Raw genomic sequence first — 15,615 nt, 5'->3', positions numbered from 1 at the left:
CCCACCCTCGCGGAACCCGCGGTGGGCGGCAAGCGACTTTCGGCGCTGCGGGCGGTGCTCCGACGAACGTCATGCGGCGACCGCCGACCGGGCCGACGGTCGCCGGCCAACCGGTGCCCTGCGCCGGTGACGCGCGAGCGGGAGATCACCGAACCGGTCGACCTGATCTCCGTTTCGCGACGCGTCGAGACTCGACCCGAGCCTGGCTGCCACTGTTGGCCGGACCGGCGTGCGGCAATGAGAGGATTGCCGGTGATGCGACGCAGTAAGGGAACCGCGCGGAGGTTGCCGCGCGTGGCGGGAGCGGCCGTCGTCCTCTCCGTCCTGCTGGTGCCGGGCGCCGTCGTGGCGAACCCGTCGCCCGCTCCGGTCCGCGGGACGCCGCTGTGCGAGGTGCGTGACGACCGGCTGACCGAGATCTCCGGCCTGGTCGCCACGGACGGCGGATACGTCGTGGTCAACGACGGCGCGGACAACGAGGCCCGCCGGCGGATCTTCTTCCTCGATCATGAGTGCGCCGTCGTGCGGACGGTGCCGTATCCGTCGCGGCCCCGTGACACCGAGGACCTCGCCGTCGGCGTGGACGGCACGGTCTGGGTGGCGGACATCGGCGACAACGACCGCTCCCGGCAGACGGTCGCGGTGTGGAAGCTGCCGCCGGGCGCCGACCGTCCGGTGCTGTACCGCATGGCGTATCCGGACGGCCCGCACGACGCCGAGGCCATGCTCGTGACCGGCGACGGCCGGCCGGTGATCGTGACCAAGTACTCGGCAAACCTGTACGCCCCGAGCGGCCCCCTGCGGCCGGGCACGACCGCGCCGCTGGCGAAGGTGGGACAGGTCCGGTTGCCGGCCTCCACGACGAGCAACCCGTTCTCGGTGCTCGGCCGGACAGCGGTCACCGGCGCCGCCACCGCGGCGGACGGGCGCAGGATAGTGCTGCGCACCTACGCCGACGCGTACGAGTTCGACGTCGCCGACGGCGATGTGGTCACCGCGCTGACCAGTGGGACCCCACGAATCACCCCGCTACCCGACGAGCCGCAGGGCGAGTCGATCACCTACAGCCGCGACGGGCGGTCCCTGCTCACCGTGTCCGAGACCGCCGGCCAGCCGCCGGGAACAAGGGCTGACCTTCTCCGCTACTCCCTGACCGCGGCTGACCCGTCGACAGCGCCGGTTGCCACCCCCGCGCCGACCGTCCGCGCCGGCGACGACGACAGAGCGGACCGGACCGACAACGTGGCCACGTCCATCGTGGCGGCCGGAGCACTCGGACTGGGTCTGGTCGTCGTGGCATGGGCTGTGGTGGCCCGCTCCCAGCGGGGCAGGTCGCGCTAGTCGTCGTGGCTCGGCGGGCCGCCGCGGATGCCGGACCTGACCCGGCGTTCGCCGGCCGCGTCAGCGCCCAGCAGGGCCTTGACGTTGTCGCCGAACGTCCAGCGCGTTGACCCGTCCCAGTTCAGCGACCAGATCATCAAGCCCTTCAGACCACCGTCGTAGTAGTTCCACGACTGGGCCACCGCCCCCGGGCCGTGCGGCCGCCCCCCCGGCACCGAGCTGCGCCGGCGGGGCCTGCGTGTCGTACGGGACGCGGATGGTGGCGCCCTGCAGATATCCCGCTCTGGACGCATATCCTGCTTCCCGATATATTGTGGCCATGGTGACTCGACCGATGACCGAGGCGGCGTTCTTCGTCCTGACAGCCCTGGCCGGTGCGCCCTGCCATGGCTACGGGATCGTCAACGAGGTGAAGGAGCTGTCGCAGGGGCGGGTGCACCTGAAGGTGGGCACGCTCTACGGCGTGCTCGACCGGCTTGTCGCCGACGGTCTGGTGGAGCTGGACCGCGAGGAGGTGCAGCAGGGCCGGCTCCGGCGGTACTACCGGCTCACCGACTCGGGCGGGCGAGCGTTGGCGGAGGAGGCTGACCGCCAAGTGGCCAATGCCCGTGCGGCCACTGAAAGGCTCGGTGTATGGCGGCCCGCCGCCGGCGGTGCGGCATGACGAGCCGTCTGGAGCAGCGGTACCGCCGGCTGCTGACGCTTCTGCCGGCCTCCTATCGCCGGAGGTGGGAAGACGACATGGTCCGCACCTTCCTCGAGTGCGTCGGCGCTGAGGAAGACACCGAGGACGCCGCGTACCTCCGGGACCACGGCCGACCGGACAGGTATGAAGTCCTCAGCGTCCTGGCGCTTGCTACGCGGCTTCGGCTCGGCGGCGTCGGCGCCGAGCCGAGGTCGCGGCTCTGGGGCGATGCGATCCGTGCGGTGGCGCTGCTCGGCCTGCTCTTTCATGCCGTCATGGCGGCGATGGAAATCGGCGTCATGCCCTGGCTCGCCGGCAACTTTCCGCCGCTGCCGTCGCCGCCCACCGAGCCGGCTTTCGACCTGCCCGGTGAAGCGTGGCGCCTGGCGTTCAATTCCGTTGGTCTGTTCGCGATCGCCGCGTTCGTCGCGCTCGCGGTGAATCAGCCCAGGCCGGCCCGCTGGCTGGCGGTGGTGCCCCTCGTCGCGGACTGGGTCGCCAGGACCTACCAGGCGGTCTCCCTGCCTGGCGGCACGCCCCCCAGCACCTGGTTCACCGTGCTCGTCAACACCGGCCTGGTGCTGGCGTTGGTGGCGTTCCATCGGGAGGCTCCGCGCGTGCACACGCGGGCCTGGATCCGTGCCTTCGTCGCCGGTGTCCTCCTGAGCCCTCTGTACGTCATCGGGATGTGGACGCTTCCCGTGGAGCAGGATCTGCGATTCGCCGCACTCGACTGGCCGGGCCTGTGTGCGTTGTCGGTGGCCGCAGCGGGTGTCGCCTACCTCGTCCTGCGCGCGTCGGCAGTGGCCCGGGCGGCCCACTGGCCGCTGACCCTCCTGTTCCTGGGGCTTGCCGCCCTCGCGCTGCGCGGCGTGTCCATCGCCGATTACGTCCTGCAGGGCGCACCTGCTGCCGTGATAGCGGCCTGCGCTGCCGAGGCGGTGATCCTGCTGGTGGTGTGCATGCCGCTGGCGCTGCTCGCGCAGCGGGCGACCCCAGAACTCCCCGTGAACCCCGCCGACGTGACGCGATGACGTGACACAGGTCGTGACGTGGCCAGCGACCCACTGAGTTGTGCGAGAGGAGACCCGCTCATGTCGGAACCTGACACGCCGCGCAGGACGCCGGATCCCGGCGGCGCGGAGAAGTACCGGCGGTTGCCGGCACGCGTGAGCCTCGACCAGGTCGTGACCACTCAGGCCGCGACCCCGGCCGGCCTGCTGTGGCTGGCCACTCTGGGCGACACCGGGGGCTGTGGCGGCGGCGACGGCGACGGCGATTGATGCAGGGCACCTCCGCACGGACCGCACCCGCGGTTCCTGCCTGGGAGGAGCCGCCGGAGCCGCCATTGCGGCAGGTGACGTGGCCGGCGGGCGATTGTTGACACGATCACCCCGCCGGGCCGCCGACGATCGACGCCTGCCTGTTTGACCTTGCCCCAGGGGCTGGGGACAAACTTCCGGACATGGCACGGTGGTTGACGAGCGGTGAGTTCCTGAATCGGTCACGACTCAGTCCGAAGGCGTTGCGCCTCTACGAGGAGCGGCAACTGCTGCGCCCGGCGCACGTCGACGCCCGAACCGGCTACCGGTACTACGGCGACGCGGAATTCGACCGGGCTCGCCGCATCACCCTGCTCCGCGCGATCGGCATGCCCATGGCGGACATCGCCGAGGTGCTCAGCCTTCCCGGCCCGCAGGCGGTCGGCAGGGTGGAGTCGTACTGGCGGGACGCCGAGGCCGCGCACGACTCCCGCCGACCGCTGGTGCGCCGCCTGCTGGATCTTCTCGACGATCGAGCGGCCCCGGCCGCCGCGTCCGGGGTCCGGTGTCGCGACGTGCCCACCCAGAAGGTGATCTTCATCCAGCGACACGTGACCGCCGATCACCTTCCGTTCTTCCTGCCCGAAGCGACGCGCCTGCTCTTCGACCACCTGACCGCCGCCGGCGGCACGCTGACCGGGCCCGTGTTCGTCGCCTACCACGGCCTGGTCACCGAGGACTCCGACGGGCCCGTCGAGGTGTGTGCCCCGACGGGTGATCCGGTGGAGCCCGAGGGGCCGGTGGGGGTCCGGATCGAGCGAGCCCACCGGCAGGCGTACGTGTCGCTGACCAGGGCGGAGGCGGCCTACCCGGCGATCCTGCAGGCGTACGACGTGCTGGGTACGTGGCTCCGGGATCACGACCAGCGGCTGAGTGCGTCCGCGCGGGAGGTCTACCACCAGAACTGGGCCACCGCCGCCGATGCCGAACCGTGCGTCGATGTCGCCTTCCCCTGCGAACCGGCAACGCACCGGTAGGCCGCGGCCCCTGTGCCGCGGCCCCTGTGCCGAGGTCACCAACCCCGGCCCGAGGGGGAGCGCCGCGTCGAGGACGCCCACGCCGCCGGCGACGCGGCCGTGGGCGGTTGGCGGTAGTGAGCGCCCGGCGGCCGATGCCCGCAGGTGCCGCGGCTGGTGGCGCCGGGCGGGCGTGATCAGCGGCGCCGCCAGCGGATCGGCAGGCGCTTCACCCCGCGCTGGAAGTTCGAGCGCAGGTAGTCGGGTGGGCCCGCGTACGTGACGCTGGCGGTGCGGGCGAGCAGTTCCTGGAACAGCGCCCGAAGCTGGCACCGGGCCAGATGCGCCCCGAGGCAGAAGTGCGGCCCGTGGCCGAAGACGAGATGCGGGTTGGGGTGGCGGGCGAGATCGAGCCGGTCCGGGGCGGCGAAGACGCGTTCGTCGCGGTTGGCGGACGCGAACGAGACCACCACCTTGTCCCCGGCCCGCACCGGCACCCCGGCGACGGCGGTGTCCACCGTGGCGGTGCGCCGGAACACCATCACCGGCGTCCACCAGCGCAGCAGTTCGTCGACGGCCGTGTCGAACAGGGCCGGCTCCCGGCGCAGCCGGTCCATCTCCGCCGGGTGCTCCAGCAGGGCGATCATCGCGCCGGGCAGGCCATTGCGGACGGTCTCGTTGCCGGCCACGGCGAACAGCCAGAACATGTTCTCGAACTCGTCCACCGAGAGCCGGTCGCCGCCGCGGTGCGCCAGCAGGATGGACATGACGTCCTGTCCCGGGCTGCGGCGCTTCGACCCGGCCAGCAGGTGCGCGTACGCGTAGAGGTCGGCCATGCCGGCCCGGGTGCGCGGATCCGGCATCCGGCCGTCGGCGTCCGGCACGGGCCGGTGCCGCAGCGCCTCGCGGGCCGCGGCGGTGCCGGCCCGCGGGTCGAAGGCGGCGGACACGGCGTAGTCCGGATCCTGGAATCCGATCACCCGGTTCGACCAGTCGTACAACAGCCAGCGGTCGCACTCCGGCACGCCGAGCACGTCCGCGAGGGTGAGCAGCGGCAGGTCGGCGGCGAGGTCGCGGACGAAGTCGCAGTCGCCCTCGTCCGCGTCGCCGAGCGCGCGCTCGACGAGGGCCGCCGCGTTCGCGCGGATCGCCGCCTCCAGCGCGGCCACCGCGCGCGGGGTGAACGAGCGGGCGACCGGCCGGCGCAGCCGGCCGTGCTCCGGCGGGTCCATGTTGAGCATCATCCGCCGGACGTAGCCCAGGTCCTCGGGGGTGGCCGGGTCGCGGATCTGGGTGGCGCCGAGCCGGGACGAGAAGAGCCGTGGCTGCCTGAGCACGTCCGTCACGTCGGCGTGCCGGAGCACCAGCCAGAAGCCCGGCCCGCCGGGCAGCCCGAGCAGCGGCGGCTCCTCGACCCACACCACCGGGCTGGTCGCGCGCAGCGTGGCGAGCAAGTCGTACGGGACGCCGTCGACGTAGGTGCGGGGATCGACCAGGCGCGCCGGATCGACGCTCACTGCCCGAGGAACTCCTCGATCACCGTGACCAACCGCACCGGCGTCTCGTACATCGCGTAGTGCCCCGCGTTGGCAAGCACCTCCAACCGGGCGTTCGGGTAGTGGCGCATCCAGGTCTCGCGCATGGTGTCGGCGCCCAGCGCCGGGTCGTGCTCGCCGACGACGGCGAGCGCCGGCACCGGGTTGCCCTTCACGTCGTCCGTGAAATCGGTGCGCGCCCACGCGGTGAGGTAGGCGCCGAACGCCTCCCGGGTGGAGTGGTCGAGGGAGAACCGCACCATCTCGTCCAGCCAGCGGCCGGACAGCCGGTTGCCGGTGGTGAGGTCGATGATGGCGCGCCGGTTGCCCGGGTTGGCGGCGGCGCCGTCGAACAGGGCCCAGCCCTGCAGGTCGAAGGGCACACCGCCGGCCGGGACGGGGCTGATGCCGACGAGGCGGTCCACCCGCCCCGGCGCGTCGGCGAGCACCCGCTGGGCGGCGCTGCCGCCCATGGAGTGCCCGACCACCGAGAACGTGTCCCAGCCGAGGGAGTCGGCGAGGGCCAGGGCGTCGCGGGAGATCTCGGCGATGCTGTGGTCGCCCGAGACTCCAGCACGCGCGCCGTAGCCCCGGTAGTCCATGAATGCCCAGGTGAAGCGCTCGGCGTCGATCAGTTCCGGCAGCCAGCCCCAGCCCCGCGCCGACCCGAACCACCCGTGCAGCGCCAGCACCCTGTGCGGCCCGTGCCCGACGGTGACCGGGCCGGCGACGGAGTCACCGACGCTGGTGTGGCTGATCGACATGACGGCGACCCCTCTCGCTGTTGCGGCGCTGCGCCGAAGTGAACAACCTGGAGTCGACGAGGTGAAGGCTGTAGTCGTGAAGGCGACCGTAGTCCGCGCCTCAGGTTGCGGCCCGCTGGAGCTCCGACCGGTGAGCGACGGGCTCCGCGCCGGCTCGACGGATGGGCGTGAACAGTCCACCGATCGCGACCAGAAGACACCCCGTTCCGGCGACGAGGGCCACCACGGTGACGCCGTACCGGCCGGCCGCCCAGGTCAGCACCGCGGCGCCGGCCGGGCCGAGCGAGTAGTGCGTGCTCCAGAAGGCCGACGTGACCCGCCCGAGCAGGTGATCGGGCGTGATCTCCTGGCGTAGCGACATGGAGCAGATCCCGCCCACGCTGACGCCGCACAGGTAGACCGCGGTCAGCAGGGTGACGCCGGGCACGGTCCCGACGACGCCGATGCCGGCGATGGCGAGACCGCAGATCGAGAGCGCGCCGATCCAGGTGACGCCGAAGCCACGCCTGCGGCGCATCGGCGCCACCAGCAGCGCGCCGGCGATCGTGCCCAGCGCCGCCAGCCCGAGCACCGTGCCGACGGTGCGGTCGGAGCCGCCGAGGTCGTGCTTGACGTGGTAGATGAGCACGTCGGTGAAGCCGTACGTCAGGAAGATGAAGACCGACAGCAGGACGGTCAGTGAGCGCAGCACGGGCTGACGCCAGAGGAACCGCGCGCCGGCCAGGAACTCGGCCAGCCGCGTCTCCCGCCCCGCCCCGCCTTCGGTCCCTTCACCGTCGGCGGGCTGCCGGAGCCGGACCAGCCAGAGGCCGGCGGCCGACAGGGCGAAGCTGGCCGCGTTGATGGCGATCGCCGCCGTGGGGCCGAACCGGGCGGACACCACACCCGCGAGCAACGGCCCGCCCACGGCCGCCGTCGCGTAGGTCGCCTGCAGCCGCCCGTTGGCTTCGGTGATCCGGTGCCGGTCGACGAGGTTGCGCACCGCGGTCACGGCGGCGACCTGGAACACCATGCCGGCCGCCTCGCAGATCGGCAGGACGACGAAGAGCAGCCAGATCTGCGGGCCGGCGAGCCAGACCAGGGGAATGAGGCTGTAGAGCACCAGCCGGGCCAGGTCGGCGGCGATCATGAGTGTCCGCCGGTCGTACCGGTCGACCAGGACACCGCCGAAGATCCCCGCGCCGACGGAGGCGGCGCCGGCCATGGCCGTGAGCAGGCCCATCTGGGCGACGGACCCGGTCGCGTGCAGCACGAGCAGCGGCACCGCGATGTAGGCGAACGAGTCGCCGGCGGCGGAGAGCGACTGCGCGGCCCAGTACGCGCCGAAGTTGCGATCCCGCCACAGGGGAGCCTGGACCGGGCCGACGCCACGACTCATAGCGGCGAGGATAGTCTCGCCGGCCTCGGACGACGTTCCCGTTCAGCCCCGGACGGCGGCGCCGATCCGGTCCCGCGAGGTGCGCCCCGGTGGCGCCAGCGGCGTACGCTGCCGCGATGAGCGCTCCCTCGCGCATCCTGGTCTACGCGGTGTACGGCGCCGGCAAGTCCACCCTGGCGGCGCGGCTCGCCCGGCACCTGGGGCTGCCGTGGTACCCGGTCGACGACCTGCTCTGGCAGCCCGGCTGGGTCGAGGTGCCGGTCGCGCAGCAGCGTAGCCGGATCGAGGCGATCTGCCGACGCGACCGGTGGATCCTCGACGGCGCGTACCACGGGTGGCGGGACGTGGTGTTGGCCCGCGCCGACCTGGTCGTCGGTCTGGACTACCCGCGCTGGCGCTCCTTCGGCCGACTGCTGCGTCGCACCGTCCGCCGGCTGCGGACGGGGGAGGAGATCTGCAACGGCAACCGCGAGTCGCTGGGCAGCGTCCTGTCCCGCGACTCGATCCTGGTGTGGCACCTCACCGCGTTCGGGCGGGCCCGGCGGCGGATGCGGGCCTGGCAGGCCGACCCGACCGGGCCGCCGGTGCTGCTGTTCCGGTCGCCGGAGGCCCTGGACCGTTGGGTGGCCGGCCTGCCCCGCCGGTGAGACGGGGCAGGCGCGTCCGCACCGCTCACGCCACCATCCGCTGCTCGGCCAGCTCGGTCAGCGTCACGGTGCACAGGCCGCCGCGTTCCGCCTTCACGCCGGTGACCTCGAGCTGGGTGCCGGGGGCGAGAATGAACTCCTCCTCGCCGGTGAACGCGGAGAACCGGCGGATGCCCACGGCCCGCACCGGGTGCACCTCGAAGAGCGTCCGCTTGCCGCGACCGCCGAGGAACGCCCGGGCCACGCTGAGCTTCGACGTGCACGAGGACACGCCCCACCACGTCACGGTCTGGCCCAGCGGGTACTGCGCCCGCAGGTCCAGCGACACCCCGCGCCACAGCGGCTCCGCGCGGGTCGGAAGCCGCGACACGGCCGAGAAGAGCAGTCGCAGGTACGGCAGGTACGGGACGATGCGGCTGCGGTCCGGGTTGCGCAGGGTGGCGTTGATCTGCCGGTAGAACGCCGACTCGCAGGTGTAGAGGTAGAGCGCCGCGACCTCGTCGGAGGACAGCGCCCCGGCCGGGCCGTCGGCCTGCTTCTCGCCGAACTGGTGCGACTGCTCCACGTGCCAGTCGAGCCCCGACAGCAGCTTGGCCACCGGCGCCACGGCCGCCCGGAAGTCCATGAGCGGGGTGTCGTACACGCCGGTGATCGCGGGAAGGACGAGCCCCTCGTCCTTGACGCTGGCGAGCCGGTCGAGGTAGAGCTTGTGCAGCTCCATGGTGGAGGCGATGAACGCCCCCATGCGGTCGGCCGTGTCCGGGTCCGTGCCGCCGGCATGCCCGGTCGACGTGCTCCACCCCTTGTTGGGCAGCCAGTCGATCTCGTCCGCCCCCAGCGTCCTGAGCGCCGCGTTCACGTCGGCGAAGTGGTTCCCGTCGCAGAAGATGTCGCCCTGTGCCGCGGGGTTGGGGTGGTCGATGTGGCGGACCTCCACGTCGGGGTACTTCTTCTCGAGCCTGAGCACCACCCTCTTCAGGTTGCGGGCGTGCGCGCCCCACCAGGCGAACACCACGCCCCGGTCGGCCTCGTCGGCGTGCTGCTTGGCCTTCAGGATCTCCTCGACGAGCGACTCGACGACCGGCCGCCAGAACGCGGTGTGCTGGTCGGTGGCCATCGTGCCGTCGCTGCTGGCGGTGAGTGCCGCGTTCAGGAGCAGCACGCCCTGGGTGAGCATCGCCTGGAACCACTCCGGCGGCTGCACCGTGTCGTGCTTCTTCAGCAGGGCGCGGATGTCGGCGATGGGCGTCTTCTTGGGGATGCCGTGCTTCCACATCGCCGCCGCCTTGATGATGCAGCGGATGGTGACGACCCTGCCGAACTGGCTGTCGTCCCAGTCGTGGAAGGTGTTGTCGAACATGGCGATGCCGGTGGCGCTCTCGGTCCGTGGGTACGGGTTCTGACCGAAGACGACCACCTTCCACTTGTGCGGCGGGTTCGGCTTGAGCGCCTGGAACGTCAGCTCCCGCACGGGGACGACCTTCGGGCTGCGGCCGGGGCCGATGAACGTCTCCGCGCCCGGCTGCGCCTCGACGACCGGCTTGAGCAACGGCAGCCACGGCTCGCCGCCGCCGGTGAAGAGCTCGGCGAGCGCCAGCGGGTCGTTCGGGTCGGGCGGGGTGGGGGCGGTGGTGTCGCTCATCGAGGGCTCCCGGAGTGGCGCGCCGTGCCGGTCCGCCGGCGCGGGTGATCAAGGTGGGGGCATTGTGCCGTCGACGGGTGACAGTCACGACGTCGGCGACGCCACCCGGAAGGTCGCCGCCGCTGGCAACCGGGTCGGTCGGTCCACGGGCGACGGGGATCGACCGCCGATTTTCCGACCGGCGGGGATGTCGGTGGGCCGCGTTAGCTTGATCCACGTCGGAGACACCCTTCCCGCCCTGGAGTGAGCCATGACCGTCGACCGTGAGAAGCCGCTGCTCAAGGTGGTGCTGACAGACGTCAACGCGAAGGTGGTGCAGGCCTGGCAGGCGGCGTTCGCGGACACGCCCGAGGTCGAGATCCACAAGGGCTCGATCCTCACCCGGCACGTCGACGCGTGGGTCAGCCCGACCAACTCCCGCGGGCGGATGGACGGCGGGGTCGACGCGGTGATCAAGCGGCACCTCGGCGCCGGGATCCAGTTGCGCGTCCAGCACGCGATCCGCGACGAGTTCGGAGGGTCGCTGCCGGTGGGCAGCGCCGTGTGCGTGCGGTCCGGGGCGACCAACCCGACGTTCCTGATCTCCACGCCGACGATGGAACAGTCGGTGCAGAACGTGAGCGAGACGCTGAACGTGGCGCTGGCGTGCGCGGCGGCTTTCCAGGCCATCCACGTGCAGAACGAGAAGGCGCCGGGCAGCATCGGGTCGGTGGCGCTCGTCGGCCTGGGCGCGGCGACGGGCCGGGTGCCGGCGCGGGTCTGCGCCAACCTAATGTGGACCGGCTACACCCTGTTCCACGACCACTACTTCCGCGACTACGACGACCTGCGGCAGACCGTCTGTGCGCAGCTCGACGACATCGACAGCCGCCCGGAGGAGGAGCGGGTGCGGATCGCGGCCCCCACGCCGCCCGGCTCCCGCCGCTGACGGGCGCTCCACCGGTAGAGTTCGTGGTGGCGACGAGCAGGTGACACGGGAGGCTGACGATCTCCACCCTCGACCAGGTTGTGCTCACGCTGCCGTTTCGCGGCACGTGGCTCGCGCGCAACAGCCCCGCCCGGCGCGTGCCGAGCCACGGCACCCACCTGTTCGCCACGACGTACGCCATGGACTTCGTCGCGGTGCGGGGCCGGCGCACGGCGCGCACGCGGGACTGGCGCGCGCTGTTGTCCACGGAGCCGGTGGAGCGGTTCTTCGCGTTCGGTCAGCCCATCCTGGCGCCCGCCGCCGGCAGGGTGGTGTCGGTCCACGACGGCGAGGCGGATCTCGTGGCGCGGCGGTCGCCGCTGGCGCGGGTGCCCTACGCCCTGACCCAGGCGTCCCGGGCGCGCGGCGGCGCCGGCGCCCTCGCCGGCAACCATGTGATCATCGAGTTGGAGGGCCGTCGCGGTTACGTCGTGCTCGCCCACCTGCGTGCCGGCTCGATCCGGGTGGGTGAGGGCGCGCCCGTCGCGACCGGCCAGGAGGTGGCCACCTGCGGCAACTCGGGCAACTCCACGCAGCCGCACCTGCACATCCAGGTCATGGATTCCGCGGATCCGTTCGCCGCGCGTGGCCTCCCCATGTCCTTCCGACAGTATCGGGCCTGGCGTCGACCCGGCGGGCCGCCGGTCGTGGTCGAGCGCGGCATTCCCCACGAGTCGGAGGTCGTCGAGCCGTTGTGACGCGCCGGACCCGGACGGTGGGGGAGCGGCGTGGTGGCCTCAGCCCACCTTGGGTACGGCCCGGGAGATGATCGCGGCGAAGTCGACCCCGGCCGGCAGCGTCCCGAAGGCGTTGCCGTGGTCGCCGCCGAGGCGCGAGGCGCAGAAGGCGTCGGCGACGGCGGGGTGACCGTGCCGCACCAGCAGCGAGCCCTGCAGGACCAGCGCCAGCCGTTCGACGACCCGGCGGGCCCGCAGTTCGAGGTCCCCGTGGTCGGCCAGGTCGGCCCGCACCTGTCGTACGGCGGCGTCGAGCCGCCGGTCGGCGCCCGCGGCGGCGGTCACCTCGGCCTCGAACGCCGCCATGACCTGTGGTTCCTTGGCGAGGGCGCGCAGCACGTCCAGCGCGGCGACGTTGCCGGAGCCCTCCCAGATCGAGTTCAGGGGCGACTCGCGGAACAGCCGCGGCATGCCTGACTCCTCGACGTAGCCGTTGCCGCCGAGGCATTCCAGGGCCTCGGCGGCGTGCGTCGGCCAGCGCTTGCAGACCCAGTACTTGCCGACGGCGAGGGCGAGCCGCTTGAACGTGGTCTCGTCGGCGTCACCGCGCGCGGACCGGTCGGTCGCCCCGGCGAGCCGCATCATCAGGACGGTGGCGGCCTCGGACTCCACCGCGAGGTCGGCGAGCACGTTGCGCATCAGCGGCTGGTCGACGAGGTACCGGCCGAACGCCTGCCGGTGGGTGGCGTGGTGGACGGCGGTGATCACGCCCTGGCGCATCCCGGCCGCCGCGCCGATGACGCAGTCGAGGCGGGTCAGGTTGACCATGTCGATGATGGTGCGCACGCCACGGCCCTCGTCACCGACGCGCCAGGCCACCGCGTGCTCGTACTCGACCTCCGCCGAGGCGTTGGACCGGTTGCCGAGCTTGTCCTTGAGGCGCATCAGCCGCATCGGGTTGCGCGTGCCGTCCGGGAGGACGCGCGGCACGAGGAAGCAGGTGAGCCCGCCCGGCGCCTGGGCGAGGGTGAGGAAGAGGTCGCACATCGGCGCCGACGTGAACCACTTGTGCCCGAGGAGCCGGTAGGTGCCGTCCGGCTCGGGGCGGGCGGTGGTGGCGTTGGCGCGTACGTCCGAGCCGCCCTGCTTCTCCGTCATGGACATGCCGGCGAGCAGCCCCCGCTTGCCGAGCGGGGCACGCAGCCCGAAGTCGTACGTCGCGGCGGTGAGCAGCGGCTCGTACCGTGCGGCCAGCTCCGGGTCGTGCCGCAGCGCCGGCACCGCCGCGTAGGTCATGGAGATGGGGCAGCCGTGCCCGGCGTCGGGGCGCCAGGTGTAGAACTTGGCGGCCCGGGCCACGTGTGCGCCCGGCCGGTCGTCCGCCCACGGCGCGGCGTGCAGCCCGTGCGTGACCGCGGTGCGCATCAGCTCGTGCCAGGCGGGGTGGAACTCCACCTCGTCGATCCGGTGGCCGTAGCGGTCGTGGGTGCGCAGGACCGGCGGGTGGTCGTTCGCCAGCCGCCCGTACTCGATCGTCTGCTCGGCGCCGCCGATCCGGCCGAGTTCGTGCAGCTCCGCGGCGGCCCAGCCGGCGCCCTCCCGGGCGAGCCCGTCGAGCAGCGCCGGGTCGTCGGCCGCGTCGTAGCCGGCCAGCGGGGGGACCTGGTTGAGAACCTCGTGCGTCGTCACGGCGATACTCCAAGCGCGCGGTGGATGAACGTGATCAGGCTGGGGATGGTGTTCGGGCCGGCGACCCCGGCCGCCAGCGGGCCGACCATCGCCTCGGCCAGGGCGCCGACGAGAGCGGTCGCGGTCAGCTCCGGGTCCTGCGGGGGCAGTTCACCGGTCGCCACGCCGGCCGCGATGTAGCCGGCGATCAGTTCGGCGTACGCCCGGCGGAAGACGAGCCGTTCGGCGTCGACCGCCGGGTCGACCGGCTCGGCGAGCAGGGCGTACGCCAACCGCGGGGACTGCAGCGCGCGGCCGGAGAACGTCTCGATGACGGCGGACACCTGCGCGGCGACGGTGGACTCCAGTGCCGCGGCGCGCGCGACGGCGTCCACCTCCCGCCGGGAGGCGGTGCGGAACACCTCGGCGAACAGGTCGGCCTTGGTGGGGAAGTGGCGGTAGACGCTGCCGGTCGCCACCCCGGCCCGCTCGGCGACGGCGGCGACCGAACAGCCGGCGTACCCGTGCCCGGCCATGATCTCCAGGGCGGCGGCGATGATCCGGTCGCGGGACGCGCTCAACCGGGCTTTCACCCGGTCGGTGCTCCGGTAGACCACGCAAGGATTGAACCACCATTCAAACCTTGGCCACAAGATGGCGGCGGGGGCGTCGGCCGCGCCGATGCCGGTGTCCACCGTGGTGGTCACGATCGGCGGCGGCCGGCGGCGACGCACCGCTCAGGTGAGGGTGGCCACCGCATAGGCGGCCGCCTCGGCGATGAGGGCCTGGTCGTACTCGGCGTCCCTGGTGGCCTTGCTGGACATGATCGAAACGACCAGCGGCGCGGAGCCCGGGGGCCACACGACGGCGATGTCGTTGAGCGTGCCGTAGTCGCCGGTCCCGGTCTTGTCGGCCACGGTCCAACCGTCCGGCACGCCGGCTCGGACGCGTCGGGCGCCGGCGCCGGTGGCGTTGCGTTCCAGCAGGTCCCGCAGGAACGCGCGCTTGTCGGCCGGCAGCGCGTCACCCAGGACGATCCGCTGGTAGTCGGTGCCGATCGCCCGGGGGGACGTGGTGTCGCGCGGGTCTCCCGGGACGGCCGACACGATCTCGGGCTCGATCCGGTCCATCCGGGTGACCGTGTCGCCGAGGCTGCGCGCGTACGCCGTCAGTCGAGCCGGCCCGCCAAGGTCGCGGAGCAGGAGGTTGCCGGCCGTGCCGTCGCTGTAGCGGACGGCGGCGTCGCAGAGCTGGCGGATCGTCATCCCGGTGGCCACGTGCTTTCTGGTGACGACTGCGCTCTTCAGCAGCTCGCCTTCGGTGTACCGGACGACCGTGTCCAGGTGCGAGAGCGGGTTGTGCGCCAACACCGCCGCTGCCGCCAGCCCCTTGAACGTCGAGCAGAACGCGAACCGTTCGTCCGCCCGGTGGGCGATGGTGACGCCGGTGCCGGTGGCGAGGGCGTACACCCCCAGGCGTGCGTCGAACCTCCGTTCCAGCTCGACCAGGCGATCGTGCTGGTCGTCCGCCGCGGCAGTGGGAAAGGAGGACGCGGAGGCGGCGGGAGAGGAGGACGCGGAGGCAGCGGGAGCGGAGGGCGCGACAGCGGATGGCCTGTCCTTCGCGCATCCGGCCAACGGCGAGAGTGCCGCCATCCCCAGCAGCGCACGGCGGGTGATGGTCGGTTGCGACGACGGGTCGCGGGTCATCGGCACTCCATTCGCGGGTCGTGAGCGACGAGCCGATCCGCCGACTTCTGCCGTCGGACGGCTTCATGATCTTTCCGATCGTGGGTTACACGCACAGTCACCCCTGCGCGGTTGCCGACGCTTCCGCCGCTGACTGATGTCGTGACGCGCGACGCCCGGGGCTGGCCGCGCTCGTTCCCGTACGTGGTCGACGACGTCGCCTGGGCCCGGGCACGTCCGCCGGGTCCCGCTCGCCCGGTCGCGCCGCCGTCCACGGTGGTCGGTCGCCGGCGGGCGTGGTGGCGTCCCGGCCGCCCGGGCGTCGCGGGCAGCCGATCTTGTCGG

Annotated in this window: 15 protein-coding genes and 1 pseudogene; 8 read left to right on the top strand and 8 right to left on the bottom strand. The window is 72.6% G+C overall.

Annotated elements, in window-relative coordinates; genetic code table 11:
* Positions 1-294 precede the first annotated feature (294 nt).
* Positions 295-1,341, top strand: a complete 1,047-nt coding sequence (locus tag ACFY23_RS23195) for a hypothetical protein (protein WP_350680038.1) — start codon at positions 295-297, stop codon at positions 1,339-1,341.
* On the opposite strand, the gene ACFY23_RS23190 is transcribed toward ACFY23_RS23195, so the two are convergent.
* Positions 1,338-1,523 carry a hypothetical protein gene (locus ACFY23_RS23190; RefSeq protein WP_387037671.1) on the bottom strand — a complete coding sequence of 62 codons (186 nt, stop codon included), beginning with the start codon at positions 1,521-1,523 and terminating at the stop codon, positions 1,338-1,340. The genes ACFY23_RS23195 and ACFY23_RS23190 overlap by 4 nt on opposite strands.
* 152 nt (positions 1,524-1,675) lie before the next feature.
* On the opposite strand from ACFY23_RS23190, the gene ACFY23_RS23185 reads away from it, so the two are divergent.
* The 4 genes and pseudogenes from ACFY23_RS23185 to ACFY23_RS23170 form a co-directional block, all read left to right on the top strand.
* Entirely contained in the window at positions 1,676-2,005 is a 330-nt protein-coding gene (locus ACFY23_RS23185; RefSeq protein WP_350680042.1) for a PadR family transcriptional regulator, read from the top strand.
* The gene (locus ACFY23_RS23180) at positions 2,002-3,060 is read left to right on the top strand and encodes a hypothetical protein (RefSeq protein ID WP_350680044.1); all 1,059 of its coding nucleotides are present in this window, start codon (positions 2,002-2,004) and stop codon (positions 3,058-3,060) included. Before ACFY23_RS23185 ends, ACFY23_RS23180 begins: the two co-directional genes overlap by 4 nt.
* Positions 3,061-3,120: 60 nt before the next feature.
* The gene (locus ACFY23_RS23175; protein ID WP_350680046.1) at positions 3,121-3,309 is read left to right on the top strand and encodes a hypothetical protein; all 189 of its coding nucleotides are present in this window, start codon (positions 3,121-3,123) and stop codon (positions 3,307-3,309) included.
* Between the two features lie 182 nt (positions 3,310-3,491).
* Positions 3,492-3,698, top strand: a pseudogene (locus tag ACFY23_RS23170) (MerR family transcriptional regulator); the annotation flags it as partial.
* Positions 3,699-4,501: 803 nt separating this feature from the next.
* On the opposite strand, the gene ACFY23_RS23165 reads toward ACFY23_RS23170, so the two are convergent.
* From ACFY23_RS23165 to ACFY23_RS23155, 3 genes are all read right to left on the bottom strand, one after another.
* Positions 4,502-5,821, bottom strand: a complete 1,320-nt coding sequence (locus tag ACFY23_RS23165; protein WP_350680050.1) for a cytochrome P450 — start codon at positions 5,819-5,821, stop codon at positions 4,502-4,504.
* Positions 5,818-6,603: an alpha/beta hydrolase gene (locus tag ACFY23_RS23160; RefSeq protein WP_350680052.1), complete on the bottom strand. Its 786-nt coding sequence runs from the start codon at positions 6,601-6,603 to the stop codon at positions 5,818-5,820. The genes ACFY23_RS23165 and ACFY23_RS23160 overlap by 4 nt, the downstream gene beginning before the upstream one ends.
* Positions 6,604-6,703: 100 nt before the next feature.
* Positions 6,704-7,981, bottom strand: a complete 1,278-nt coding sequence (locus ACFY23_RS23155) for an MFS transporter (RefSeq protein WP_350680054.1) — start codon at positions 7,979-7,981, stop codon at positions 6,704-6,706.
* A 116-nt stretch (positions 7,982-8,097) separates the two neighbouring features.
* Between ACFY23_RS23155 and ACFY23_RS23150 the strand changes: the two genes are divergently transcribed.
* On the top strand, positions 8,098-8,628 hold the full coding sequence (locus ACFY23_RS23150) for an adenylate kinase (protein WP_350680056.1): 531 nt from the start codon (positions 8,098-8,100) through the stop codon (positions 8,626-8,628).
* A 25-nt stretch (positions 8,629-8,653) separates the two neighbouring features.
* On the opposite strand, the gene ACFY23_RS23145 is transcribed toward ACFY23_RS23150, so the two are convergent.
* The gene (locus ACFY23_RS23145) at positions 8,654-10,270 is read right to left on the bottom strand and encodes an ADP-ribosyltransferase domain-containing protein (RefSeq protein WP_350680058.1); all 1,617 of its coding nucleotides are present in this window, start codon (positions 10,268-10,270) and stop codon (positions 8,654-8,656) included.
* Between the two features lie 250 nt (positions 10,271-10,520).
* Here ACFY23_RS23145 and ACFY23_RS23140 point away from each other — a divergent pair, with 250 nt between their 5' ends.
* The gene (locus tag ACFY23_RS23140) at positions 10,521-11,198 is read left to right on the top strand and encodes a macro domain-containing protein (RefSeq protein ID WP_350680060.1); all 678 of its coding nucleotides are present in this window, start codon (positions 10,521-10,523) and stop codon (positions 11,196-11,198) included.
* Between the two features lie 80 nt (positions 11,199-11,278).
* Positions 11,279-11,935 carry a M23 family metallopeptidase gene (locus tag ACFY23_RS23135; protein ID WP_350680062.1) on the top strand — a complete coding sequence of 219 codons (657 nt, stop codon included), beginning with the start codon at positions 11,279-11,281 and terminating at the stop codon, positions 11,933-11,935.
* Between the two features lie 39 nt (positions 11,936-11,974).
* Here the strand turns inward: ACFY23_RS23135 and ACFY23_RS23130 are convergent, their stop codons facing one another.
* The 3 genes from ACFY23_RS23130 to bla all read right to left on the bottom strand — a co-directional run bounded on the left by ACFY23_RS23130 (position 11,975) and on the right by bla (position 15,291).
* Complete coding sequence (locus ACFY23_RS23130) at positions 11,975-13,603, bottom strand: isovaleryl-CoA dehydrogenase (protein ID WP_350680064.1); 1,629 nt, start codon at positions 13,601-13,603, stop codon at positions 11,975-11,977.
* Entirely contained in the window at positions 13,600-14,199 is a 600-nt protein-coding gene (locus ACFY23_RS23125; protein WP_350680066.1) for a TetR/AcrR family transcriptional regulator, read from the bottom strand. Before ACFY23_RS23125 ends, ACFY23_RS23130 begins: the two co-directional genes overlap by 4 nt.
* A gap of 120 nt (positions 14,200-14,319) precedes the next feature.
* A complete protein-coding gene (gene bla, locus ACFY23_RS23120; protein ID WP_350680068.1) occupies positions 14,320-15,291 on the bottom strand; it encodes a class A beta-lactamase in 972 nt (323 codons plus the stop codon).
* Positions 15,292-15,615: the final 324 nt, after the last annotated feature.

Origin of the sequence: Micromonospora sp. NPDC000121, assembly GCF_042899165.1 — a bacterium.
GTDB lineage: Bacteria > Actinomycetota > Actinomycetes > Mycobacteriales > Micromonosporaceae > Micromonospora.
The sequence above is the reverse complement of the archived record's forward strand: the minus strand, read 5'-3'. Positions and strand labels throughout refer to the sequence as shown.